General features: G+C 43.8%; 18 protein-coding genes. 17 read left to right on the top strand and 1 reads right to left on the bottom strand.

The features are described from left to right. The first annotated feature begins 11 nt into the window (after positions 1-11). The 5 genes from NXZ84_RS11855 (at position 12) to NXZ84_RS11835 (ending at position 3,796) form a co-directional block, all read left to right on the top strand. A complete protein-coding gene (locus NXZ84_RS11855) occupies positions 12-722 on the top strand; it encodes a ComFC family protein (RefSeq protein ID WP_258840539.1) in 711 nt (236 codons plus the stop codon). A gap of 124 nt (positions 723-846) precedes the next feature. Further along, the gene (locus NXZ84_RS11850) at positions 847-1,122 is read left to right on the top strand and encodes an HU family DNA-binding protein (RefSeq protein ID WP_258840538.1); all 276 of its coding nucleotides are present in this window, start codon (positions 847-849) and stop codon (positions 1,120-1,122) included. A 251-nt stretch (positions 1,123-1,373) separates the two neighbouring features. After that, positions 1,374-2,180 carry a basic amino acid ABC transporter substrate-binding protein gene (locus NXZ84_RS11845; RefSeq protein WP_258840537.1) on the top strand — a complete coding sequence of 269 codons (807 nt, stop codon included), beginning with the start codon at positions 1,374-1,376 and terminating at the stop codon, positions 2,178-2,180. A gap of 150 nt (positions 2,181-2,330) precedes the next feature. Then, complete coding sequence (locus NXZ84_RS11840; protein ID WP_396654041.1) at positions 2,331-3,023, top strand: amino acid ABC transporter permease; 693 nt, start codon at positions 2,331-2,333, stop codon at positions 3,021-3,023. A gap of 50 nt (positions 3,024-3,073) precedes the next feature. Next, positions 3,074-3,796 carry an amino acid ABC transporter ATP-binding protein gene (locus tag NXZ84_RS11835; protein ID WP_258840534.1) on the top strand — a complete coding sequence of 241 codons (723 nt, stop codon included), beginning with the start codon at positions 3,074-3,076 and terminating at the stop codon, positions 3,794-3,796. 17 nt (positions 3,797-3,813) lie between these two features. Here NXZ84_RS11835 and NXZ84_RS11830 read toward each other — a convergent pair whose 3' ends face one another. Then, positions 3,814-4,074: a hypothetical protein gene (locus tag NXZ84_RS11830; RefSeq protein WP_258840533.1), complete on the bottom strand. Its 261-nt coding sequence runs from the start codon at positions 4,072-4,074 to the stop codon at positions 3,814-3,816. A 137-nt stretch (positions 4,075-4,211) separates the two neighbouring features. Here NXZ84_RS11830 and NXZ84_RS11825 point away from each other — a divergent pair, with 137 nt between their 5' ends. From NXZ84_RS11825 to uvrA, 12 genes are all read left to right on the top strand, one after another. Next, a complete protein-coding gene (locus NXZ84_RS11825; protein WP_258840662.1) occupies positions 4,212-4,412 on the top strand; it encodes a cold shock domain-containing protein in 201 nt (66 codons plus the stop codon). A 178-nt stretch (positions 4,413-4,590) separates the two neighbouring features. Then, positions 4,591-5,148: a ribosome hibernation-promoting factor, HPF/YfiA family gene (gene hpf, locus NXZ84_RS11820; protein WP_258840532.1), complete on the top strand. Its 558-nt coding sequence runs from the start codon at positions 4,591-4,593 to the stop codon at positions 5,146-5,148. Positions 5,149-5,482: 334 nt separating this feature from the next. Next, positions 5,483-8,002 carry a preprotein translocase subunit SecA gene (gene secA / locus NXZ84_RS11815; protein WP_258840531.1) on the top strand — a complete coding sequence of 840 codons (2,520 nt, stop codon included), beginning with the start codon at positions 5,483-5,485 and terminating at the stop codon, positions 8,000-8,002. A gap of 47 nt (positions 8,003-8,049) precedes the next feature. Next, positions 8,050-9,157, top strand: a protein-coding gene (gene prfB, locus NXZ84_RS11810) for a peptide chain release factor 2 (protein WP_258840530.1) whose coding sequence is annotated in 2 segments (ribosomal slippage) — positions 8,050-8,121 and positions 8,123-9,157 — 1,107 coding nt in all. Because the reading frame shifts where the segments join, the coding sequence is not laid out codon by codon here. A gap of 29 nt (positions 9,158-9,186) precedes the next feature. After that, the gene (locus NXZ84_RS11805; protein ID WP_258840529.1) at positions 9,187-9,969 is read left to right on the top strand and encodes an enoyl-CoA hydratase/isomerase family protein; all 783 of its coding nucleotides are present in this window, start codon (positions 9,187-9,189) and stop codon (positions 9,967-9,969) included. Between the two features lie 291 nt (positions 9,970-10,260). Continuing rightward, positions 10,261-10,590 carry a c-type cytochrome gene (locus NXZ84_RS11800; protein ID WP_258840528.1) on the top strand — a complete coding sequence of 110 codons (330 nt, stop codon included), beginning with the start codon at positions 10,261-10,263 and terminating at the stop codon, positions 10,588-10,590. Positions 10,591-11,056: 466 nt separating this feature from the next. Continuing rightward, positions 11,057-11,743: a cell division ATP-binding protein FtsE gene (gene ftsE / locus NXZ84_RS11795; protein ID WP_258840527.1), complete on the top strand. Its 687-nt coding sequence runs from the start codon at positions 11,057-11,059 to the stop codon at positions 11,741-11,743. Next, positions 11,733-12,635, top strand: a complete 903-nt coding sequence (gene ftsX, locus NXZ84_RS11790) for a permease-like cell division protein FtsX (protein WP_258840526.1) — start codon at positions 11,733-11,735, stop codon at positions 12,633-12,635. Before ftsE ends, ftsX begins: the two co-directional genes overlap by 11 nt. Before the next feature lie 68 nt (positions 12,636-12,703). After that, entirely contained in the window at positions 12,704-13,810 is a 1,107-nt protein-coding gene (locus tag NXZ84_RS11785) for a murein hydrolase activator EnvC family protein (protein WP_258840525.1), read from the top strand. A gap of 207 nt (positions 13,811-14,017) precedes the next feature. Beyond that, positions 14,018-15,457, top strand: coding sequence for a S41 family peptidase (locus NXZ84_RS11780; RefSeq protein ID WP_258840524.1), 1,440 nt, complete (start codon positions 14,018-14,020; stop codon positions 15,455-15,457). Positions 15,458-15,647: 190 nt separating this feature from the next. Next, positions 15,648-17,627: an excinuclease ABC subunit UvrB gene (gene uvrB / locus NXZ84_RS11775; protein WP_258840523.1), complete on the top strand. Its 1,980-nt coding sequence runs from the start codon at positions 15,648-15,650 to the stop codon at positions 17,625-17,627. A gap of 4 nt (positions 17,628-17,631) precedes the next feature. Then, on the top strand, positions 17,632-20,502 hold the full coding sequence (gene uvrA, locus NXZ84_RS11770; protein WP_258840522.1) for an excinuclease ABC subunit UvrA: 2,871 nt from the start codon (positions 17,632-17,634) through the stop codon (positions 20,500-20,502). Positions 20,503-20,522 lie beyond the last annotated feature (20 nt).

The raw sequence follows: 20,522 nt of genomic DNA, 5'->3' as shown, positions 1-20,522 counted from the left end.
GCGTGGAACCGTTGAAGTGGGAATCAGTCTTTTATCGAGGAAGGACGTGTTGGTTCTGTCCAGCGATAGTGGCTGGACATCGCTTTTCGTCGGTATGGGAGCAAGTGTGTCGACGCTGTCAAGGACGAATGAAGAGGATCACGCCCCCATCCTGCTGGCGCTGTGGTCGTGCAATGGGGCATGGGGAAATATGTGGGGAGTGTAAACGCCGTAGCAAAAATCGCACATTTGTGCGAAACCGAAGTGTAACGCAGTATCAAGGATGGGCGAAGCACATCATACGTATGTATAAGTTTCAAGGAAAAAGAGAGTGGGCAACACCTTTGGGCGAAATGATGGCAGAGCTCTTGTGGGAGCATCAGAAGCTCATAGACCTGATTACCTATGTTCCACTATCCCCGGCAAGGTGGGAAATGCGTGGCTATAACCAAGCAGAGCTGTTAGCTCAGGTGATAGCGCGGCGCTTACGTGTGCCTATGGTTTCCACTTTACGGCGTTTACACTCAGAACAGGTACAAAGTTCACGTTCCCGTTATGCGCGCTTACAAGGATCGGGACATCTTTATTCGTTATACTCTGGACGAGTGCAAGATAAGTTAAAACAGAAACGAATTGTGATTGTAGATGATGTGTATACCACGGGAGCTACATTGCACGCTTGTGCTCAGACTATAGCAGCGTGTGATCCGAAGAAGATGGAGTCAGTTACATTTGCACGGTAAGGGGGATTTTTACTAACCAACGTTGTATAGTAGATAATGATAGAGACAAAAAGGAGTATAAAAGGAATAAAAACGGGCAACAGTGGGGATAAAGAAAGCTAAATGAGCTAAGGAGTGATCTGGAATGAATAAGAGTGAATTGGTAGAGAAGGTAGCAACATCGACAGATACCACAAAAAAAGAGGCAACATTATTTGTAGATGCAGTCTTAGACGCAATTTCAGGAGCTTTGCGTAATGGAGAAAAGGTTTCGTTAATTGGGTTTGGAAACTTTGAGGTACGCGAACGTGCAGCTAGACAAGGTAGAAATCCACAGACTGGGGAAGCAATTGAAATTAAGGCAAGTCGGATTCCCGCATTTAAGCCGGGTAAACAATTGAAAGAAGCAGTGAATAAGTAAAGTTGTCTTAAAAGATGTTCAATTAATTAGCCTAAAGAGAAGCTTTTCGTGCACGTTAGGAGAGGATCTTCCTATGTGCCGTTTGATATAGAACCCCCTTGCCATATTGCTGCAGGGGGTTCCTTAGTGTGTAGATGTTGTATGAAGAGTGGTGAAAAGCAGGAATTAAGCTAGTAGATTTAGAATAAATACAATATATATATGATGATTCAGAATGGTATGTTTTAGAAAATTAAGGGAGGTTGTTTTGAGTGAAGAAGCAAGTACTAACCTTTTGGGGCGTAATGGCCCTCTTCTGTTTGCTATTGGTTGCTTGCGGGACAGATGCAGATACAAAGAAAGAGAGTGGGTCAGACTCTGCTGATGAGGCGAAGAAAGCCAAATGGGTGGTTGCGACGGATGCTGCATACCCCCCATTTGAAAAGCAAGAGGGTTCTGGAGATATTACAGGTTTTGATGTGGATGTGATAAAGGCGATTGCTGAGGTGAATGATGCTGAGGTGGAAATGAAACATACAGGCTGGGACCCTCTTTTTGAAGCAATCAAAAATGGGAGCGCTGATGTTGCTATTTCTGCTATCACAATTACAGATGAACGCAAAGAATTGTACGATTTTTCCGACCCTTACTTTGATGCGAAACAATTTATTCTTGTACCTGAAGGCTCTAATATATCTTCTTTTAAAGATCTAAAAGACAAAAAGATTGGTGTGCAAGCGGGTACGACGGGGGAGGAAGCTGTAAAAGAGGAGTACGGTACGACTTACAGTGGTTTGAAATCTTACGATGATACACCTGCTGCAATGGATGATTTGGTAAATGGGCGTGTGGATGCTGTGGTTGCCGATAATGCAGTAGTGTTGGAGTATATCAAAACGTTATCCGAGGATAAATTTAAAAAGATTGAAGATCCTCACTTTGCTCCTGAACAATACGGGATTATGGTGAAGAAGGGAAACGGGGAAACATTAGAGCAGGTTAATGAAGGATTAAAGAAAATCAAAGAAAACGGAACGTACGATGAGATATTCGCAAAATACTTTGGAGAGTCCAAATAAACGGATATGTGCCTAGACGTGTAAATGGGGACGGTGAATAAATAGCCGCCCCTTTTTTTGCCTGAAAGACGCTGGTGTGAAAAAGTGTACAAGCTCTCGACATTGAAAGAGCGATGACCGATAGTAAGTAGTGTATAAAGGAGTGAAGTGTTGGTGGAATGGAAATGGAGTGTCTTGTGGGAATACCGCGAGTTTTTTATCCAAGGTGTGATTAATAGCGCACTACTTACCATTGTAGGGATTACCTTTGGGACAATACTAGGCTTAATACTGGGTTTGCTAAAGATTTCACGCAAAAAGATTTTTACAATCCCAGCTACGCTCTATATTGATGTATTTCGTGGGACGCCCCTTATGTTGCAGATCTTATTTATTCATTTTGTTATTATTCCGACTCTTGTGATTGATGTGCTGGGGTTTTCGCAAGCTCCAGGAGCCCTCTTCTCCGGTTTTGTAGCCTTATCCCTTAATGCGGGAGCATATATAGCTGAAATTTTTCGCGGTGGAATTCAATCAATCGAGAAGGGGCAGATGGAAGCTGCACGTTCATTAGGGATGAGCTACGGTATGGCGATGCGAGAAGTGATTTTGCCGCAAGCGTTTAAGCGCATGTTACCTCCATTGGGAAATGAGTTTATTGCTTTGCTTAAGGACTCCTCTCTGCTAGCTATTATCGCGGTAAATGATATTACGTATGGGGCTTTTAGTGTGGCTAAAAGTACATTTGTCCGCTTTCCGCCCTATATATTAGGTGCGGTTTTATACTTATTTCTTACTTATCTACTATCCCGACTGGTGTTCTATTTAGAAAAACGTGTTCGTACCTCAACTGAACATTCATAGGGAGCAGGGGCGCCATGAGGATCTTGATGAAGGGAATGTGAAATAGACCTATGATTAAAGTAGAGAATCTGTATAAAAACTTTGGCAAAATAGAGGTTTTGAAGGGGATTACTACATCGATAGCGGAAAAAGAAGTGGTTAGTGTGATTGGACCGAGTGGATCGGGAAAGAGCACTTTTTTACGCTGTCTCAACCTGTTGGAACCTGTTACGAGCGGTAGTGTGAGGATTGGTGAACATGATTTAACTGATCCGCGAACCAATATTGATCATGTGCGGACAGAGGTAGGGATGGTTTTTCAACAATTTAATTTATTTCCGCATCGCCGGGTGATAGATAATATCACGATGGCTCCAATTAAGGTATTGAAGAAAACGCGAACGGAAGCGGAAGAAGAAGCTCGTCAACTCCTTAAGAAAGTGGGATTGGAGGAGAAGGAATCCGCTTATCCAGAACAGCTGTCGGGAGGGCAAATGCAGCGGGTAGCAATTGCGCGAGCATTGGCAATGGGCCCTAAGGTTATGTTGTTTGATGAACCCACTTCCGCTTTGGATCCGGAGATGGTAGGAGAAGTGTTGACGGTAATGCGTAACTTAGCGGAAGAAGGGATGACCATGGTAATCGTTACACATGAGATGGGCTTCGCACGTGAAGTGTGTCAACGGGTACTTTTTATGGATTTTGGTGAGATCGTGGAAGAAGGGAAGCCGCAGCAGCTGTTCCAAGCCCCTCGAGAAGAGCGCACTCAAAACTTCTTAGGCAAGGTGTTATAAGCGAGCTTTTTACGCACCTATCGGGGTAAAGTGGTCATGTAGCGCTGCGCTTGTTCAGCGTTGACTTCCTTTTTTTCAAATGATATAGTGACTTTAACCAATTCGGTGTTGCAAACTCCCATTTCATCCAAATAGATGGGTGTGAGCAAAAAGTCGTGTGAAGCTAGACTAACACAGTGCTTTAACACAAATTGCTGTGCATAGGATAGGCAGTTATACCGATGGTTAGATCCTCTCACCTCTTCTGAGAAGGATGGGGTAAGGTGTAGATTCATCATGGGATGTCTCCTTCCCTAAAGTTGGATCCCTCGTCAATCCCTCCTAAGGATGAGAGAGTATCGCCTAAGGCACTAGGCCTGATATTCGCTCTTTTAATGAGCGAGTCGTTATCTTTACTATGAAAGGGTTGTATGATATGCAAGGGAATGTTAAGTGGTTCAATGCAGAAAAAGGCTATGGTTTTATCGAGCGCGAAGAAGGAGACGATGTATTCGTTCACTACTCCGCTATTCAAGATGAGGGCTTTAAAACCTTAGATGAAGGGCAAAGCGTAGAGTTTGAAATTGTGGACGGTGCGCGTGGACCACAAGCGGCTAATGTAGTTAAATTAGGTTAATAACAAAAACGTCTTTCCCCTCCTTTTGGAGGGGTTTTCATTTATTTTTGTACAGATCGAGGTTTCATTTGCATAAATAAGTGGTAAAAGAATTGTATAGAAGTTGAAGGCATTTTCGCTTCTTTGTACGTTGGCTAAAGGTAAGAAGATGATCATGACGTTAGGGAGGGTTCACTTGATGCATTTTCACATTCGCGGACAAAACATTGAAGTTACAGATGCGTTGAAACAGTATACAGAGAAGAAGATTGGGCGTTTGGAGAAATATTTCGAAACCACTCCGAAAACTGAGGTTCATGCTGTCTTAAGTGTGTTTGGTGATGATCACAAGGTTGAGGTAACCATTCCTTTTCCAGAATTACTTGTACGAGCAGAGGAAACCACGACCGATATGTATACGTCGATCAGTAAAGTGGAGGAGAAACTCGAACGCCAAATCCGTAAATATAAAACGAAAGTGAACCGGAAATTCCGTCAAGACGCTAGCTTGCAACCAGCGTTAAACGGGAATGGCTCCTCTTTGTTAGTTGAAGAAGACGAGTTAGACGATGATGATCGTTTTGAAGTGGTACGTACAAAGCGTTTTAGCTTTAAACCGATGGACGTAGAAGAGGCGATTCTGCAGATGAATATGTTGGGACATAATTTTTTCGTCTTTGCCAATGCGAATAGCGATCAAACAAGTGTTGTATATAAACGACATGACGGTCGCTATGGCTTGATTGAACCCGAGTAAAGATAGTAACTAACGACGGCAGGTTAGAATATGAATCATATTTTAAAGCTAAATATAGATATAGAAGCAGTGGGTGAGACTTTCATCCACTGCTTTCTGTCGAGGCAAAATGTTATCATTATACATAAGTGTATGAAAACAAGATGACCTTATTATATAGAAGGATCACTTCCTCGAAAACTCTTCTTTTAGGTTTTTTCCCGATGAAGTGAAAATATCGCGCTGTTTTTGTTAAACTAGAAGATAAGAGACTGTTTATTAACCTGCCATGGGTGGGTGTAAGCAATGTAAAGCGCTTCGATAGAATGCGTCTTAGGAAAAGGAGATGACGCGCATGTTAAAAATGCTTCGCCAATGGATGCCCGATTCTAATGAGCGCCAACTACGCAAATTGTTCCGCGTTGCGGATCAAGTAGAAGAGTTAGAACCGCAGGTATCTAAGCTAACGGATAATGAATTGCGAGCAAAGACGGAAGAGTTTAAAAATCGATTGCAAGAAAGTTGTCTGGACGAGTTATTACCAGAAGCATTTGCAGTTGTTAGAGAAGCAGGGAAACGAGTTCTGGGGATGCGCCATTTCCGTGTACAATTGGTGGGTGGGGTGGCACTTCATCGGGGAGAAATCGCTGAGATGCGTACGGGTGAAGGGAAGACCCTGGTCTCCACATTACCAGCATATCTGAATGCATTAAGCGGTAAAGGTGTTCATGTCATCACCGTGAATGATTACTTAGCAAAACGTGACCGTGAATGGATGGGACAGCTGTTTGAATTTCTTGGCTTAACGGTGGGGCTTAATTTATCGGGGATGTCACCGGAAGAGAAGAAACAAGCTTATGCTGCTGATATTACCTTCGGTACAAATAACGAATTCGGTTTTGACTATTTGCGCGATAATATGGCACTTTACCCTGAGCAAATGGCTCAGCGCATTCATTATGCCATTATTGACGAAGTGGATAGTATCTTGATCGATGAAGCACGTACCCCACTTATTATTAGTGGACAAGCAAACAAAGCGACAGATCTTTATTATGCAGCCGATAAAATGGTGCGGCGTTTACGTGCAGAAGATGATTACACTCTAGATGAAAAGACAAAAGCGGTTTCCTTGACAGAAGAAGGTGTCGATAAGGTGGAATCCTTCTTTGGTATTGAAAACGTATATGATGCGAAGCATATTACCTTAAATCATCATGTGCAACAAGCGTTAAAAGCACACGTGACAATGAAGCGCGACTCCGACTATGTAGTAAATGAAGAAGGAGTTGTTATTGTAGACGAATTTACAGGACGATTAATGACAGGCAGACGCTATTCGGATGGTTTGCACCAAGCGATTGAAGCAAAGGAAGGGTTGCAAGTTCAGCGTGAAAGCATGACGTTAGCTACGGTTACCCTTCAAAATTATTTCCGTATGTACGACAAGCTAGCTGGCATGACAGGGACGGCAAAAACGGAAGAAGAAGAGTTTCGCAAAATTTATGGGATGGACGTTGTACAAATTCCAACGAACAAACCTATGGTTCGTCAAGATATGTCTGATATTCTCTATAAGACAGAAGAGGCAAAGTTTCGCCGTGTGGTAAGCGAAATTAAGGAGAAGCATCGTACGGGTCAACCTATTCTTGTAGGTACGGTTTCGATTGAAAGGTCAGAAATATTATCTCGCATGTTAAAAAAAGAGGGAATCACGCATCAAGTTCTTAATGCGAAAAACCATGAGCGTGAAGCAGAAATTATTTCGCAGGCAGGGCAAAAGAATGCGGTGACAATTGCTACCAATATGGCAGGGCGGGGAACCGACATCGTTTTAGGAGAAGGCGTCGACAAGCTTGGCGGTCTCCATGTAATTGGAACGGAACGACATGAGAGCAGACGAATTGATAATCAGTTGCGTGGACGTTCGGGTCGACAAGGAGATCCTGGTTCCTCTCAGTTTTTCCTTTCTTTTCAAGATGAATTAATGCGCCGTTTTGGTTCGGATAATTTGAGCTCTATGATGGAACGACTTGGTTTGGAAGATGATCAACCGATTGAAGGAAAGTTTTTTTCGAAAGCAGTTGCAAATGCACAGAAGAAGGTGGAAGGCAATAACTTTGACGCTCGTCGATGGGTATTGCAATACGACGATGTATTAAATCAACAGCGTGAAATTATTTATAAGCAGCGCCGCGATGTGATCTTAAGTGATGATTTGCGTGATGTGATCTTGCTCATGGCAAAAGAGCTGATGGAGCGGTTGGTCGATGCCCATATTGATAAAGAGGAAATGCCAGAAGAGTGGGATCTTACGTCCCTGCTAGAGTACGTAACCGCTAACTTTGTGCCAGCGGAGCGAATTGACGAAGAGCATGTGGAGCAATTAGAATCTGCTACAGCAATAAGCGCTTATCTTTATGAGCAATTAGCGCAGTATTATGATGAGCGCCGTGCGCAGATCGGAGAAGAGCGTCTGCATGAATTTAGTAAGACGATTACGCTGCGCACAGTGGACCGTAAGTGGATGGATCATATTGATGCGATGGAACACTTGCGTCAAGGAATTCACTTACGGGCATATGGTCAGATTAATCCGTTGCGGGAGTATCAATTTGAGGGCTTTGAAATGTTTTCAGAGCTCGTAGCGGAAATCCAAGAGGAAGTAGTTAAGTATGTGTTGCAATCGGAGATAGGAGAAGGCGAAGAGCTTAAGCGTGAACAAGTAGCGGTGCGTCAAACTGCTACCTCCGGTGGAACGGATAAAGAAGAGAAAAAGAAGCAGCCCTTGCGGCGTAATGATAAAATTGGACGTAATGAGCCTTGTCCGTGTGGAAGTGGGAAGAAGTATAAGAATTGTTGTGCCCATAGCTAACTAGTGTCCCATGGGGATAAAGAGATAATAACGATGGAGTGAAGGTTATGGAAGTAAACGAAATGCGACAAGAAAGTGCAAATACAGCCCAACGATTGGCTGATATCAGGGGGTCTCTTTGACCTCGACCAAAAGAAAGTTCGTATCCAAGAACTAGAAGAGAAGATGTCTTCACCCGGATTTTGGGACGATCAAGAGACGGCCCAAAAAGTAATCCAAGAAGTGAATGGGTTAAAAGACGTGGTTCACTTCATGGAAGAGTTAGAGGAAGAGAATGAAGAATTGGATGTTCTGTTGGAGCTGATGGTAGAAGAAGGCGAGGATTCATTAGAAGCAGAAGCGCAAGTTGCGCTTAAAAAGCTAAAAAATCGTCTGGATACCTTTGAACTCCAATTATTATTGGATGAGCCGTACGATCGCAATAATGCGATCTTGGAGCTTCATCCAGGTGCAGGTGGAACGGAGTCGCAAGACTGGGCTGAAATGCTTTTACGGATGTATACGCGTTGGGCAGAGCGTCAAGGTTTTAAAGTGGAGACATTGGACTATCTTCCAGGTGATGAAGCTGGGGTAAAAAGTGTTACTCTACTTATCAGCGGGCGCAACGCATATGGTTATCTCAAAGCGGAAAAAGGTGTGCACCGCTTGGTGAGGATCTCTCCTTTTGATTCTTCCGGTCGTCGTCATACTTCCTTCGTCTCTACAAATGTGATGCCGGAGATTACAGATGACGTAGAGGTAGATATTAAGCAGGATGATCTCAAAATTGATACCTATCGTTCTAGTGGTGCAGGCGGTCAACATGTTAATACGACCGATTCTGCTGTTCGTATTACCCATTTGCCGACCAATATCGTCGTTACGTGCCAATCAGAACGGTCGCAGATTAAAAACAGAGAAAAAGCGATGAAGATATTGAAAGCGCGTATCTTGGAGAAGCGCTTAGAAGAGCGTCAACAAAAGCTAGCTGAAATCCAAGGAGAGCAGGCGGATATTGGTTGGGGCAGTCAAATTCGTTCCTATGTGTTCCATCCATACTCGATGGCAAAAGATCACCGTACCAATGTTGAAGTGGGCAATATTCAAGCTGTGATGGATGGTGAGATCACTTCCTTCATCGATGCATACTTGCGCTTTAAAATGAATCAAAAATAACGGTCATCACCCAAGGGAGGGGCTTATTGATGGATAAGATTGTACAGGTAGAAAGGCATGAGGGTTATGTTATATTAACTCTGACAAGACCCCAAGCGCTCAACGCTCTTAATCGTGATCTCCTAGCGGAATTAGAAGAGGCGCTAAACTGGGTAGAACAACAAAGTGATGTTCGTGCCCTCATCTTGACTGGGGCTGGGGAAAAGGCATTTGTTGCTGGAGCCGATATTAAAGAATTGCGCGAAGTGGCTACTGCAAGTCAAGCAGAACGACTAGCTAAGCGAGGTCAGCGTTTGTTTACCAGGTTAGAAGAACTTCCAATCCCCGTCATCATGGCAGTAAACGGGTTTGCACTTGGTGGGGGCTGTGAACTGGCGATGAGTGGTGATGTTATTTTAGCTTCAGAACAAGCGAAGTTTGGCCAACCAGAAGTAAATCTAGGAGTGATTCCTGGCTATGGTGGCACGCAACGTCTTGCCCGTCGTATTGGGAATGGACGAGCCAAGTTACTCTGTTTCACAGGTGAGATAATTACAGCGGAGCAAGCCTTACAAATAGGACTTGTTGAAAAGGTAGTACCACACACCGACTTATTGGATGAGGCGAAAAAGTTAGCGCATATGTTAGCTCAGAAAGCTCCTTTAGCATTAAATTACATTAAGCAAGCTGTAAATCAAGGAACGGAGTCTGATCTTCACAGTGGTCTCCTCCTGGAAGCTTCTTATTTCGGACTTTCTTTCGATTCTAACGATCGGATGGAAGGCATGGATGCCTTTATTGAAAAACGAAAACCGCAATTCCGCGGTGAATAAGGAAGATAGGGTTAAAAAGCACCGGAGAACTCTCTCCGGTGCTTTTTGTATTTTCTTTGATATAGAAGGGTGCTTTCATCATGTTAGTGGAATAGAGCAGACATTTGTCGTTTCCCGGGAAATGATGAATGGGAAAATCGAAAATTGCGCTCTCATGCAATTCATGTCCATTCACCGCAGATATGATCAACCCATGACACATTCTGCTCTTTATTGCAGATCGGGTAGTAAATGAGGTAAAGTGAGAATGGAAATAACGGGTTGATAGAACGAAAGGATCGGTGTAGCAACATGATGACTTGGCGTCGTACGCTTATAGCCGTCGCAATAACCATTCTCTTCATACTAGCAGGTTGCGCAGAGACAAATACAGACACGAGTGGTAATAAAGAAGAAGTGGACCCAGCGCGGAAAGTATACCTTGATAACTGCTCTTCTTGCCACGGGCGTTCTTTTGGTGGTGGCTTTGGACCCTCCCTGCAAAATGTCGGTTTAACCTATTCGGAAGAAGAGGTGCAAAAAGTGATTACCGATGGTGTGGGTAGAATGCCAGCACAAAAGCAAGTGAAAGAGGAGGATCGTAAAGAGCTAGCGAAGTGGCTAATAGAGAAAACGAAATAGCCCTTTGCTTGTAGGATACCTTTGCTTGTAGGATAGACGAATATAGTCGTAATTGTCTAAGGCAGAGAGGTGGAGGGTGGAATGAAACAAACCTTCCGCCTCTTTCGTTCAAGTAGGTGTGGATAAGAGAGAGAAACTTGGCTACTAAAGAGGAAAGAATGCTTTAGGTTTAGTAAGTTTAACCATATGAAAAAGAGCGTAAAGCACGGATTGAGCGCTCTATCTTAAATGGGATCGGTTATTCTGGCATATGCGACAACGGTGGCAATGGAGAGATCGCTGTCAGAATATCGACATTTTCCGTTAATTTTATTGGGAAATTCATATTTGACATGTTATAATAACAATGCAAGTTATACGATATTTTCTATCACAGTCATCTAATTTGAGTATCGTTCGCAGGTTCCTCATCGTATATAAGTTTCTCATAGAGTATAAATAAAGACAGACATTGGAGGGTGATGGCATGATCGAAATGCACGACGTGTGTAAAGTATATAGCAATGGCGTCGAAGCGCTTAGGGGAGTAGACGTCAAAATAGACCAAGGAGAATTCGTTTATGTCGTGGGCCCTAGTGGTGCAGGGAAAAGTACCTTTATTAAACTTATGTATCGTGAAGAGCAAGCGACAAGCGGCATTATTCTTATTAATGGTGTCAATATTAAAAGGGTGCGTGACTGGAAGATTCCGTTTTTGCGTCGCACCATCGGCATTGTATTTCAAGATTATAAACTATTACCCAATATGACCGCATATGAAAACGTCGCTTTCGCCATGGAAGCGATCGAAGAGACACCACGTAAAATTGAACGGCGTGTACAAGAAGTACTAGAATTGGTTGGGCTGCATGATCGTATGCATGCGTACCCGCGGCAACTATCAGGTGGGGAGCAACAACGTGTCTCTATTGCACGAGCAATCGTAAATAATCCTAAATTTATTATTGCCGATGAGCCTACGGGTAACTTGGATCCAGAAAACTCATGGGATATTATGTATCTATTAGAGGAGATTAATGCACGTGGAACGACCATCGTGATGGCAACACATGATAAAGAAATTGTAAACACGATGAGAAAGCGTGTATTGCAAGTAGAGCGGGGAACCATTGTGCGTGATCAAGAGCAGGGGGAATACATCTATGAAGATTAACGTCATGATTCGCCACCTGAAAGAGGCGATTAAGAGCTTAAAACGAAATACATGGATGACGTTTGCAGCAAGCAGTGCTGTTGGAGTAACCCTCTTGATCTTTGGTATTTTTCTGATCTTCAGCTTTAATATTCTTCATCTAGCAGAAGAGCTGGACAAGCAAATGGCAATTCGAGTCTCTTTGCAGGCGGGAGCATCAGCTGATGCGATCGAAGATATGGAGAAGAAGGTAGAAAAGGATCCGAGAGTAAACGAAGTGACGTTTATATCAAAGGAAGACGGATTGAAAGAGTTGAAGAGTAAACTGGGTGCGGATTCAGACTTTCTCAAAGGGTTGGAAGACGGGGAAAATCCATTGCCAGATATGTTGAAAGTGGAACCATCCAATTCACAAGAAATTCAAGGGTTAGTAAAAGATTTGGAAGAAAAGTATAACCTGACGGAGAGCGTGGAGTACGGTAAAGGTGTTGCCGACCAGTTGATTAAGTTTTCCACCTGGATCTCGGTTGTCGTTTTCTTCTTTGGAACAGGGCTTGCGGTATTAGCCGCCTTCCTGATCTCCAATACGATTAAATTAACTGTGTTTGCGCGTCGAGGTGAAATCGAAATTATGCGCCTTGTGGGCGCGAGTAACTGGTTTATTCGTTGGCCGTTTTTGATTGAAGGAGCCGTTATCGGAGTGATTGGTGCGATTGTGCCTGTTTCGATCGTCCTGATAACTTATGCAGCGGTGATTGATATCCTTGATATGGGGACATCATCATTTAGCTTCCTTAATTTCCTCGATGTTTGGCCGCTTGCTTTATATGTTGCTTCGATTACGATTATGCTAGGTGCTTTTATCGGAGTATGGGGAAGTGTAATGTCGATTCGTCGTTTCTTACGTGTATAACGAATAGGGGGGAGCATTTGCCCCCTCTTATTTAAAAATAAATGTAATATGAGGAGGAGTCGGAATTAATGAGAAAAATATCGTTTGTTTTAATACTTACCGCAATTCTCACTCTTTCATCAGCGGTTCCCCCTCTTTCCCTGCTGGTACAGGCTGAGGGGACAGTGGATGAGAAAAAGAAAGATGTAAAGGAACGGGATAAGGAAATTCAAGAAAAGGAAAAAGAAGCGGAACAGCAGAAAGAAGCATTAAAAAAAGTGGAAGAGGATTTGAAGAAGGAAAAAGCGAAGCTGGATACATTAACGGATACGATTGCTACCCAAACGAAGGAGATTGAAAAGAGCGAAAAGAAGATCGAGGAGCTCGAAAAATCAATCAGCAAAAAAAAGGTAGCTTATCATAAGCAACTACAACGTGTATATAAGCAAGGAGATATGTTTTACTTGCGTACCTTGATCGAGGCGAATGATTTAAGTGAATTCTTTGCTACATTAGAAGGAATTCAAGCGTTGGCAGAAAGTAATCATAAAATCGCAACTGGATACGAAAAAGACCAACAGAAGCTAAAAGAAGAGACGGAAGAGTTGAAACCGAAGTTAGAGAAGAATAAAGAGCAACAAAAAGATGCGAATAAATTGTACAAAAAAGTGATGGAAAAGTATAAGGAGAATGAGAAGGAACTGAAAGCGATTGAGAAAGAGAAGGATCATCTCGAAGAGATTAATGAAAAAGAGAGCCAAGAGATTCGTGAAATGATCGCCCGCGAGACGGCAAAGGACCAATATGAAGGAACACCTTCTAGTAGTGGTTGGACATGGCCCGTTCCTAGTAAGAGGATTAACTCTCCATTTGGACCGCGTAGCGGTGGCATGCATAAAGGATTAGATATTGGCGGTAATTTGGGAGATCCCATTTTTGCTGCTAATGATGGGAAAGTGATTGCTTCACGAGCTTCAAGTGGGTATGGACATATTGTGGTATTATCACATGGCAGTGGATTAACCACCTTATATGCACATATGTATCCAGGAGATGTAACAGTAAAAGTAGGGCAGACCGTTCGTGCAGGGCAAATGATTGCGAAAATTGGATTGTACGGGCAAACTACTGGACCTCACCTCCACTTTGAACTATTGAAAAACGGGGTTGCACAAAACCCGATGAATTATTACTGAGCAATCAAGGTTAGTAAATATAAGACATAGAGAAGTCGAAAGGGAAGGTCGACCGAAACGACAATCTCCTTTTCGGCGTTTCTTTTGTATGAGGGTATAACTTGTTTTCCCAATATGGTTTTGCTAGAGTGAGTTTATAGCAGAGGACGACTATCGAGCAATAGCCTGTCATATATATGATGAACAGTTGGTGAAGGTGGTGTCAAAATGTATTTACGTGGTCGTACAGTTACCTTAATCGTTATTGTGGCTGTCTTATTTAGTAGCTTGACGACAGTGATGCTGGCAGGAGATGGGGGGATTCTGGCACGTGTTGTTGGGGTCGCTACAGGTCAGGGATCCAATATTGAAATGGAGAATCAGAGTAAGATCGAGCAAGCATACTCGATGATAAAATCGCAATACATCGGCGATGTAAAGGATGAAGCACTTGTAGATGGTGCGATCGAGGGTATGGTGGGAGCGCTGGATGACCCTTATTCTGCCTATATGGACAAAGAAGCGGCGCAACAGTTCCATTCCAGTTTAGATTCCTCTTTTGAAGGAATCGGTGCAGAAGTGACGATGAAAAACGGTCTTGTTACCATCGTTTCACCGATTAAGGGATCGCCAGCAGAAAAAGCCGGTCTGCGGCCAGAAGATCAAATTTTAAAGGTGAATGGCGAGAGTCTAGAAGGATTAGACTTGCGCGGTGCAGTTGAAAAAATTCGCGGACCTAAAGGAAGTAAAGCTAAACTTGCGATTATGCGCCCAGGTCAGTCAGAACTGATGACTGTAACCGTTGTTCGTGATGAGATTCCTATCGAAACCATTCACTCTGAAATGATGTCAGGAAAAATTGGACGGATAGAAATTACGCAGTTCTCACAAGAGACAGCGACCGATTTTACAAAAGCATTGGATCAGTTAGAAAAGGATGGGATGAAAGGCCTCGTTATTGATGTGCGTGGCAATCCCGGCGGACTTTTAAATGTGGTTGAAGAAATCGGTAACCAGCTGATACCGAACGAGAAGACCATTGTGATGAAACAAGATAAAGAGGGGAATACACAGGAAACCAAGTCGACGATGAAAGGGAAGAAAGAGTACCCGATAGCCATCCTTATAGATAAAGGGAGTGCAAGTGCTTCGGAAATCCTGGCGGCAGCTTTGAAAGAATCGGGTGGCTACCTCGTGATTGGTGAGAACTCATACGGGAAAGGCACGGTTCAGACGGCACGTGACTTTTCAGATGGTAGTAACTTAAAGTTGACGATTGCCAAATGGTTAACACCAAATGGGAAGTGGATCCATAAGAAAGGGGTAAAACCAGATATTGAGGTGAAACGCCCTGATTACTATCAAGTGGTTCCGCCTCAACCGGAAAAGCCTCTACAACGTGATACGGCTTCTACGGAAGTGAAAAATGTGCAACTTATACTAAAAACACTTGGGTATAGACCGGACCGCGTGGATGGCTATTATAGCGATCAAACCGAAACAGCAGTGAAGGCATTTCAAAAGCTTCAAGATCTAAAAGTGACAGGTGAAGTAGATGAAAAGACGGCAGCCGCTTTGCAAGAAGCGTTTATAGAGCATCTGAAAGAACCGGATAATGATGTCCAACTACAGACAGCAATTGAAACCTTGAAAAAGAAAGCTAAATAAGTTGATGAAAAGAAAAGGTCCCCTCTTCGTAGGGGGCCTTTTCTTTTCATAAAGTGTAAAAGATGATGAAAAGGGAATATCTAGGGAGGGAAAGAAGTGTTCCATCCCTTCATTAGAAACGTGTGTTCGTTTTGATGAGAAGATATGTTATAATTGAATGGAAGATAGAAGAAGTGAGAGGTGATCACGTGTGGATCGATTTACTTTAGTGTCGGAATATCAACCGCAAGGGGATCAACCGAAGGCGATTGAACAACTAGTGAGTGGTATCGATGCGGGCAAACGAATGCAGACGTTATTGGGTGCAACAGGAACGGGCAAAACGTTTACCATCGCCCATACCATAGCGAAGACAAATCGACCTACGCTCGTCATCGCTCCGAATAAAACCTTGGCAGCACAGTTATGTGGAGAATTGAAAGAATTTTTTCCTGATCATGCCGTCGAGTATTTTGTAAGTTATTATGACTACTATCAACCGGAGGCGTATTTGCCGCAATCAGATACGTTTATTGAAAAAGATTCATCTATCAATGATGAGATAGATAAACTGCGACATTCGGCTACCAGCTCTTTATTTGAACGTAAAGATGTGATTGTGGTCGCTAGTGTTTCTTGTATATATGGGTTAGGTTCTCCACAAGAGTACCGTGACTTGGTTTTATCCTTACGAGTTGGAATGGAAAAGGATCGTAATGAGATTTTGCGTAAGCTAGTTGATATTCAATATGAGCGGAATGATATCAACTTTACACGGGGCACGTTTCGTGTTCGTGGTGATGTAGTGGAGATATTTCCGGTCTCACGTAGCGAACAAGCGGTACGGGTTGAATTTTTTGGTGACGAAATCGAACGGATTCGTGAAGTGGACACCTTGACCGGGGAAATCTTAGGGGAACGGGAGCATGTGGCCGTCTTTCCTGCTTCTCATTATGTGACACGCGAAGCAGTGTTGCAGCGTGCACTGGAGAGCATTGAGGCGGAGTTAGAAGGGAGACTAAAAGAGTTCGAGGCAGAAAGTAAGCTAGTGGAAGCGCAACGTTTGGAGCAGCGAACCCGATACGATATGGAGATGATGCGCGAGGTTGGGTTTTGTTCAGGGATTGAAAATTACTCGCGCCATTTGGTGGGCAACAAGGAGGGAGATCCTCCGTTCACGTTATTAGATTATTTTCCTGATGACTATTTGATTGTGGTGGATGAATCTCACATCACTATTCCGCAGATCGGAGCGATGTATAACGGAGACCAAGCTCGTAAAAAGGTGTTAGTTGAGCACGGTTTTCGCTTGCCTTCAGCTAAAGATAATCGTCCCTTAACGTTTACTGAGTTTGAAGAACGTGTCAATCAGATGGTTCTTGTATCGGCTACACCCGGACCGTATGAATTGGAGCATGCCCCTGAAGTTGTCGAGCAAATTATTCGTCCTACAGGGTTACTTGATCCAAAGATTCACGTCCGTCCGATTCAAGGTCAAATCGATGATTTGATCGGTGAAATCAATCAGCGTCTCAAGCGAAACGAGCGGGTACTTGTCACCACTCTAACCAAAAAAATGTCGGAGGACTTAACCGATTATTTGAAAGAAGTAGGGATCAGCGTTCGCTATCTGCACTCTGACATCAAGACAATCGAACGGATGCAAATATTACGCGATCTTCGTTTGGGAGAGTTTGATGTATTGATTGGGATCAATCTATTACGAGAAGGGTTAGATTTACCAGAGGTTTCATTGGTAGCAATCTTGGATGCAGATAAAGAAGGGTTTTTGCGTGCAGAACGTTCTCTTATTCAAACCATCGGTCGTGCTGCGCGTAATGCGAACGGGGAAGTTGTCATGTATGCTGATCGCATCACAAAATCGATGGCAAAAGCGATTGAAGAAACAGAACGTCGTCGTGCTGTGCAAATGGCTTACAATGAAAAGCATGGGATTACACCTCAAACAGTTAGAAAAGCCGTACGGGAAGTGATTGAGGCAACGAAAGTTGCAGAAGAAAATGAAGAGTATGGAGTAGCTGCTGGCGCTAAAAGTTTAACGAAGAAGGAACGTAAAGCACTAGCTGAGAAATTGGAAAAAGAGATGAAAGATGCTGCTAGAGAGTTAAACTTTGAACGAGCGGCACAATTGCGCGATATGATTATTGAGATTAAAGCAGAGGGAGTATAACGACATGCCGCAAAACCATATTGTGATTCGTGGAGCACGTGTTCATAACTTAAAAAACATTGATATTACGATTCCTCGCGATCAGTTTGTTGTGCTTACAGGGTTGTCTGGGTCAGGGAAATCATCGCTCGCCTTTGATACGATTTATGCCGAAGGGCAAAGGCGGTACGTGGAGTCTCTTTCTGCTTATGCTCGTCAATTTCTTGGGCAGATGGATAAACCAGATGTGGATCGGATTGAAGGTTTATCTCCTGCCATCTCGATCGATCAGAAAACGACAAGTCGTAATCCCCGCTCTACTGTAGGAACCGTAACGGAAATCTATGATTATTTGCGTTTGCTTTACGCCCGGGTTGGCCGTGCATACTGTCCTAAGCACGGCACTGAAATTTCGGCGCAAACCGTACAACACATGACGGACCATATACTGCAGTTACCTGTGCGGACCCGTATTCAAGTGTTGGCACCGCTTGTCAGTGGTCGGAAGGGTACGCATGTAAAAGTGATCGAAGAAGCTCGTCAGCAAGGGTATGTGCGTGCGCGTATCGATGGGGAAGTACAAGATCTGAGTGACGATATCCAGTTGGAGAAAAATAAGAAGCATTCCATTGATGTGATTGTTGATCGCTTATTAGTAAAACCAGGGATTGAAGCTCGTTTGACGGATTCGTTAGAGACCGCATTAGGGTTAGCGGATGGCAATGTGATTATTGATGTAATTAATGGTGAAGAACTTCTCTTTAGTCAAAATTTAGCATGTCCGCAATGTGGTTATAGTATCGAAGAGCTTTCCCCACGAATGTTTTCTTTTAATAGCCCCTTCGGTGCTTGTTCATCATGTGATGGGTTGGGCAGTCGTCAAGAAGTAGATGCGCAGCTGGTTGTGCCTAATCCGAGCCTCAGTCTGCGTGAAGGGGCGATTGAGCCTTGGTCCAACCCGACGTCCAACTACTATCCACAGCTGCTGCGCGCCGTTTGCGCTCATTTTGGAATCGATATGGAGGTTCCATTTTCTCAGTTAGCAAAATCAGAGCGCGAAACGCTTCTATATGGAAGTGATGTGCGCATCCCATTTCGCTATACAAGTGATCTTGGACAAGTGCGGGAGACAGAGACACGTTTTGAAGGAATTGTAAATAACTTGACTCGTCGTTATCGTGAGACGGGATCGGAAGCCGTGCGTGAACTTATTGAGTCGTATATGACCACGAGTGCTTGTCCAAGTTGTCAGGGAGCACGATTACGTGCGGAGTCGCTTCATGTGAAAGTGGATGGAAATACGATAGACGAAGTGACACGCTTGTCTATCCAAGACGCCTACACCCTTTTTGGCGAGATTAAGTTGAGTACAAAAGAGCAGACAATCGCACAACAAGTATTAAAAGAGATACGAGAGCGATTAGGGTTTCTCGTCAATGTAGGGCTTGATTATTTAACCTTAAACCGTTCTGCGGGTACGTTATCTGGGGGAGAGGCCCAACGGATTCGTTTGGCAACCCAAGTAGGCTCCAGTTTGATGGGGGTACTCTACATTTTGGATGAACCGAGTATTGGACTGCACCAACGAGACAACAACCGCTTGATCGAGACGTTGAAACGGATGCGTAACTTAGGAAACACCTTAATTGTGGTGGAGCATGATGAAGACACGATGCTAGCGGCTGACTATTTAATTGATATTGGGCCTGGAGCTGGTATACATGGGGGACAAGTAGTTGCCGCTGGGTCTCCGAATGCAATTATGCAAGATGAGAACTCACTGACGGGTAAATATTTGAGTGGGCGTAAAATGATTCCGCTACCAGAGGAACGGCGGGAGGCTAATGGTAAGTGGCTCCAGATTAAGGGTGCGGATGAAAACAATCTAAAAGGATTGGATGTGTCGATCCCATTAGGAGTATTTACTTGTGTCACAGGTGTTTCTGGTTCGGGGAAGAGTACGTTAGTAAATGAGATTCTTCATAAAGCGCTAGCTCGTGAATTAAATCGTAGTAAAGTGGTGCCTGGGTCACACGAAAGCTTGAGTGGGACAGAGCATTTAAAGAAAGTGATCGATATCGATCAATCACCGATTGGACGAACGCCACGTTCTAATCCAGCAACTTATACGGGAGTTTTTGATGATATTCGTGACGTGTTTGCCACTGTGCCCGAAGCGAAAGTTCGTGGCTACAAAAAAGGTCGCTTTAGCTTCAATGTAAAAGGTGGGCGGTGCGAGGCTTGTCGGGGGGATGGGATTATTAAAATCGAGATGCATTTTCTTCCTGATGTGTATGTCCCGTGTGAGGAGTGTGAAGGTAAGCGATATAATCGGGAAACATTAGATATCCTTTACAGAGGAAAAACGATCTCTGATATTTTAGAGATGACGGTGGAAGATGGATGCACCTTCTTTAAAAACATTCCTCGTATTAAGCGAAAGCTAGATACTCTCAACGATGTCGGGCTAGGTTATATTCGTTTGGGACAGCCGGCGACCACGTTATCAGGTGGGGAAGCACAGCGGGTGAAACTAGCGTCTGAACTGTATAAGCGGAGTCGTGGCCAGACGCTTTACATCCTCGACGAACCTACCACCGGTTTGCATATGGAAGATGTGTCCCGTCTGCTTCGTGTATTGACTCGCTTGGTAGAAAACGGAGACTCTGTACTCGTGATTGAACATAATTTAGATGTAATTAAAACAGCTGATTATATTATTGACCTGGGACCGGAAGGAGGGAGCGGTGGAGGTACCCTCGTAGCTTCCGGGACTCCAGAAGAGGTAGCACAGGTAGCAGACTCGTATACAGGGACTTATCTGCAACAAGTGCTGTTGCGTGATCGCGAGCGGATGGAGAAGTGGTTTAATGAGCTTGAACAAGTGGTAGAATAGAGATAGAGAAAGGTACGATT

The organism is Mechercharimyces sp. CAU 1602 (assembly GCF_024753565.1).
Classification (GTDB): Bacteria; Bacillota; Bacilli; order Thermoactinomycetales; family JANTPT01; genus Mechercharimyces.
Note: the sequence above shows the minus strand (reverse complement) of the source record. Positions and strands in the feature narration are given on the sequence as shown.

Coding starts and splice junctions, on each gene's coding strand:
- NXZ84_RS11850 (WP_258840538.1), top strand. CDS start 847: ATGAATAAGAGTGAATTGGTAGAGAAGGTAGCAACATCGACAGATACC.
- NXZ84_RS11835 (WP_258840534.1), top strand. CDS start 3,074: ATGATTAAAGTAGAGAATCTGTATAAAAACTTTGGCAAAATAGAGGTT.
- NXZ84_RS11830 (WP_258840533.1), bottom strand. CDS start 4,074: ATGATGAATCTACACCTTACCCCATCCTTCTCAGAAGAGGTGAGAGGA.
- NXZ84_RS11825 (WP_258840662.1), top strand. CDS start 4,212: ATGCAAGGGAATGTTAAGTGGTTCAATGCAGAAAAAGGCTATGGTTTT.
- hpf (WP_258840532.1), top strand. CDS start 4,591: ATGCATTTTCACATTCGCGGACAAAACATTGAAGTTACAGATGCGTTG.
- secA (WP_258840531.1), top strand. CDS start 5,483: ATGTTAAAAATGCTTCGCCAATGGATGCCCGATTCTAATGAGCGCCAA.
- NXZ84_RS11805 (WP_258840529.1), top strand. CDS start 9,187: ATGGATAAGATTGTACAGGTAGAAAGGCATGAGGGTTATGTTATATTA.
- NXZ84_RS11800 (WP_258840528.1), top strand. CDS start 10,261: ATGATGACTTGGCGTCGTACGCTTATAGCCGTCGCAATAACCATTCTC.
- ftsE (WP_258840527.1), top strand. CDS start 11,057: ATGATCGAAATGCACGACGTGTGTAAAGTATATAGCAATGGCGTCGAA.
- ftsX (WP_258840526.1), top strand. CDS start 11,733: ATGAAGATTAACGTCATGATTCGCCACCTGAAAGAGGCGATTAAGAGC.
- NXZ84_RS11785 (WP_258840525.1), top strand. CDS start 12,704: ATGAGAAAAATATCGTTTGTTTTAATACTTACCGCAATTCTCACTCTT.
- NXZ84_RS11780 (WP_258840524.1), top strand. CDS start 14,018: ATGTATTTACGTGGTCGTACAGTTACCTTAATCGTTATTGTGGCTGTC.
- uvrA (WP_258840522.1), top strand. CDS start 17,632: ATGCCGCAAAACCATATTGTGATTCGTGGAGCACGTGTTCATAACTTA.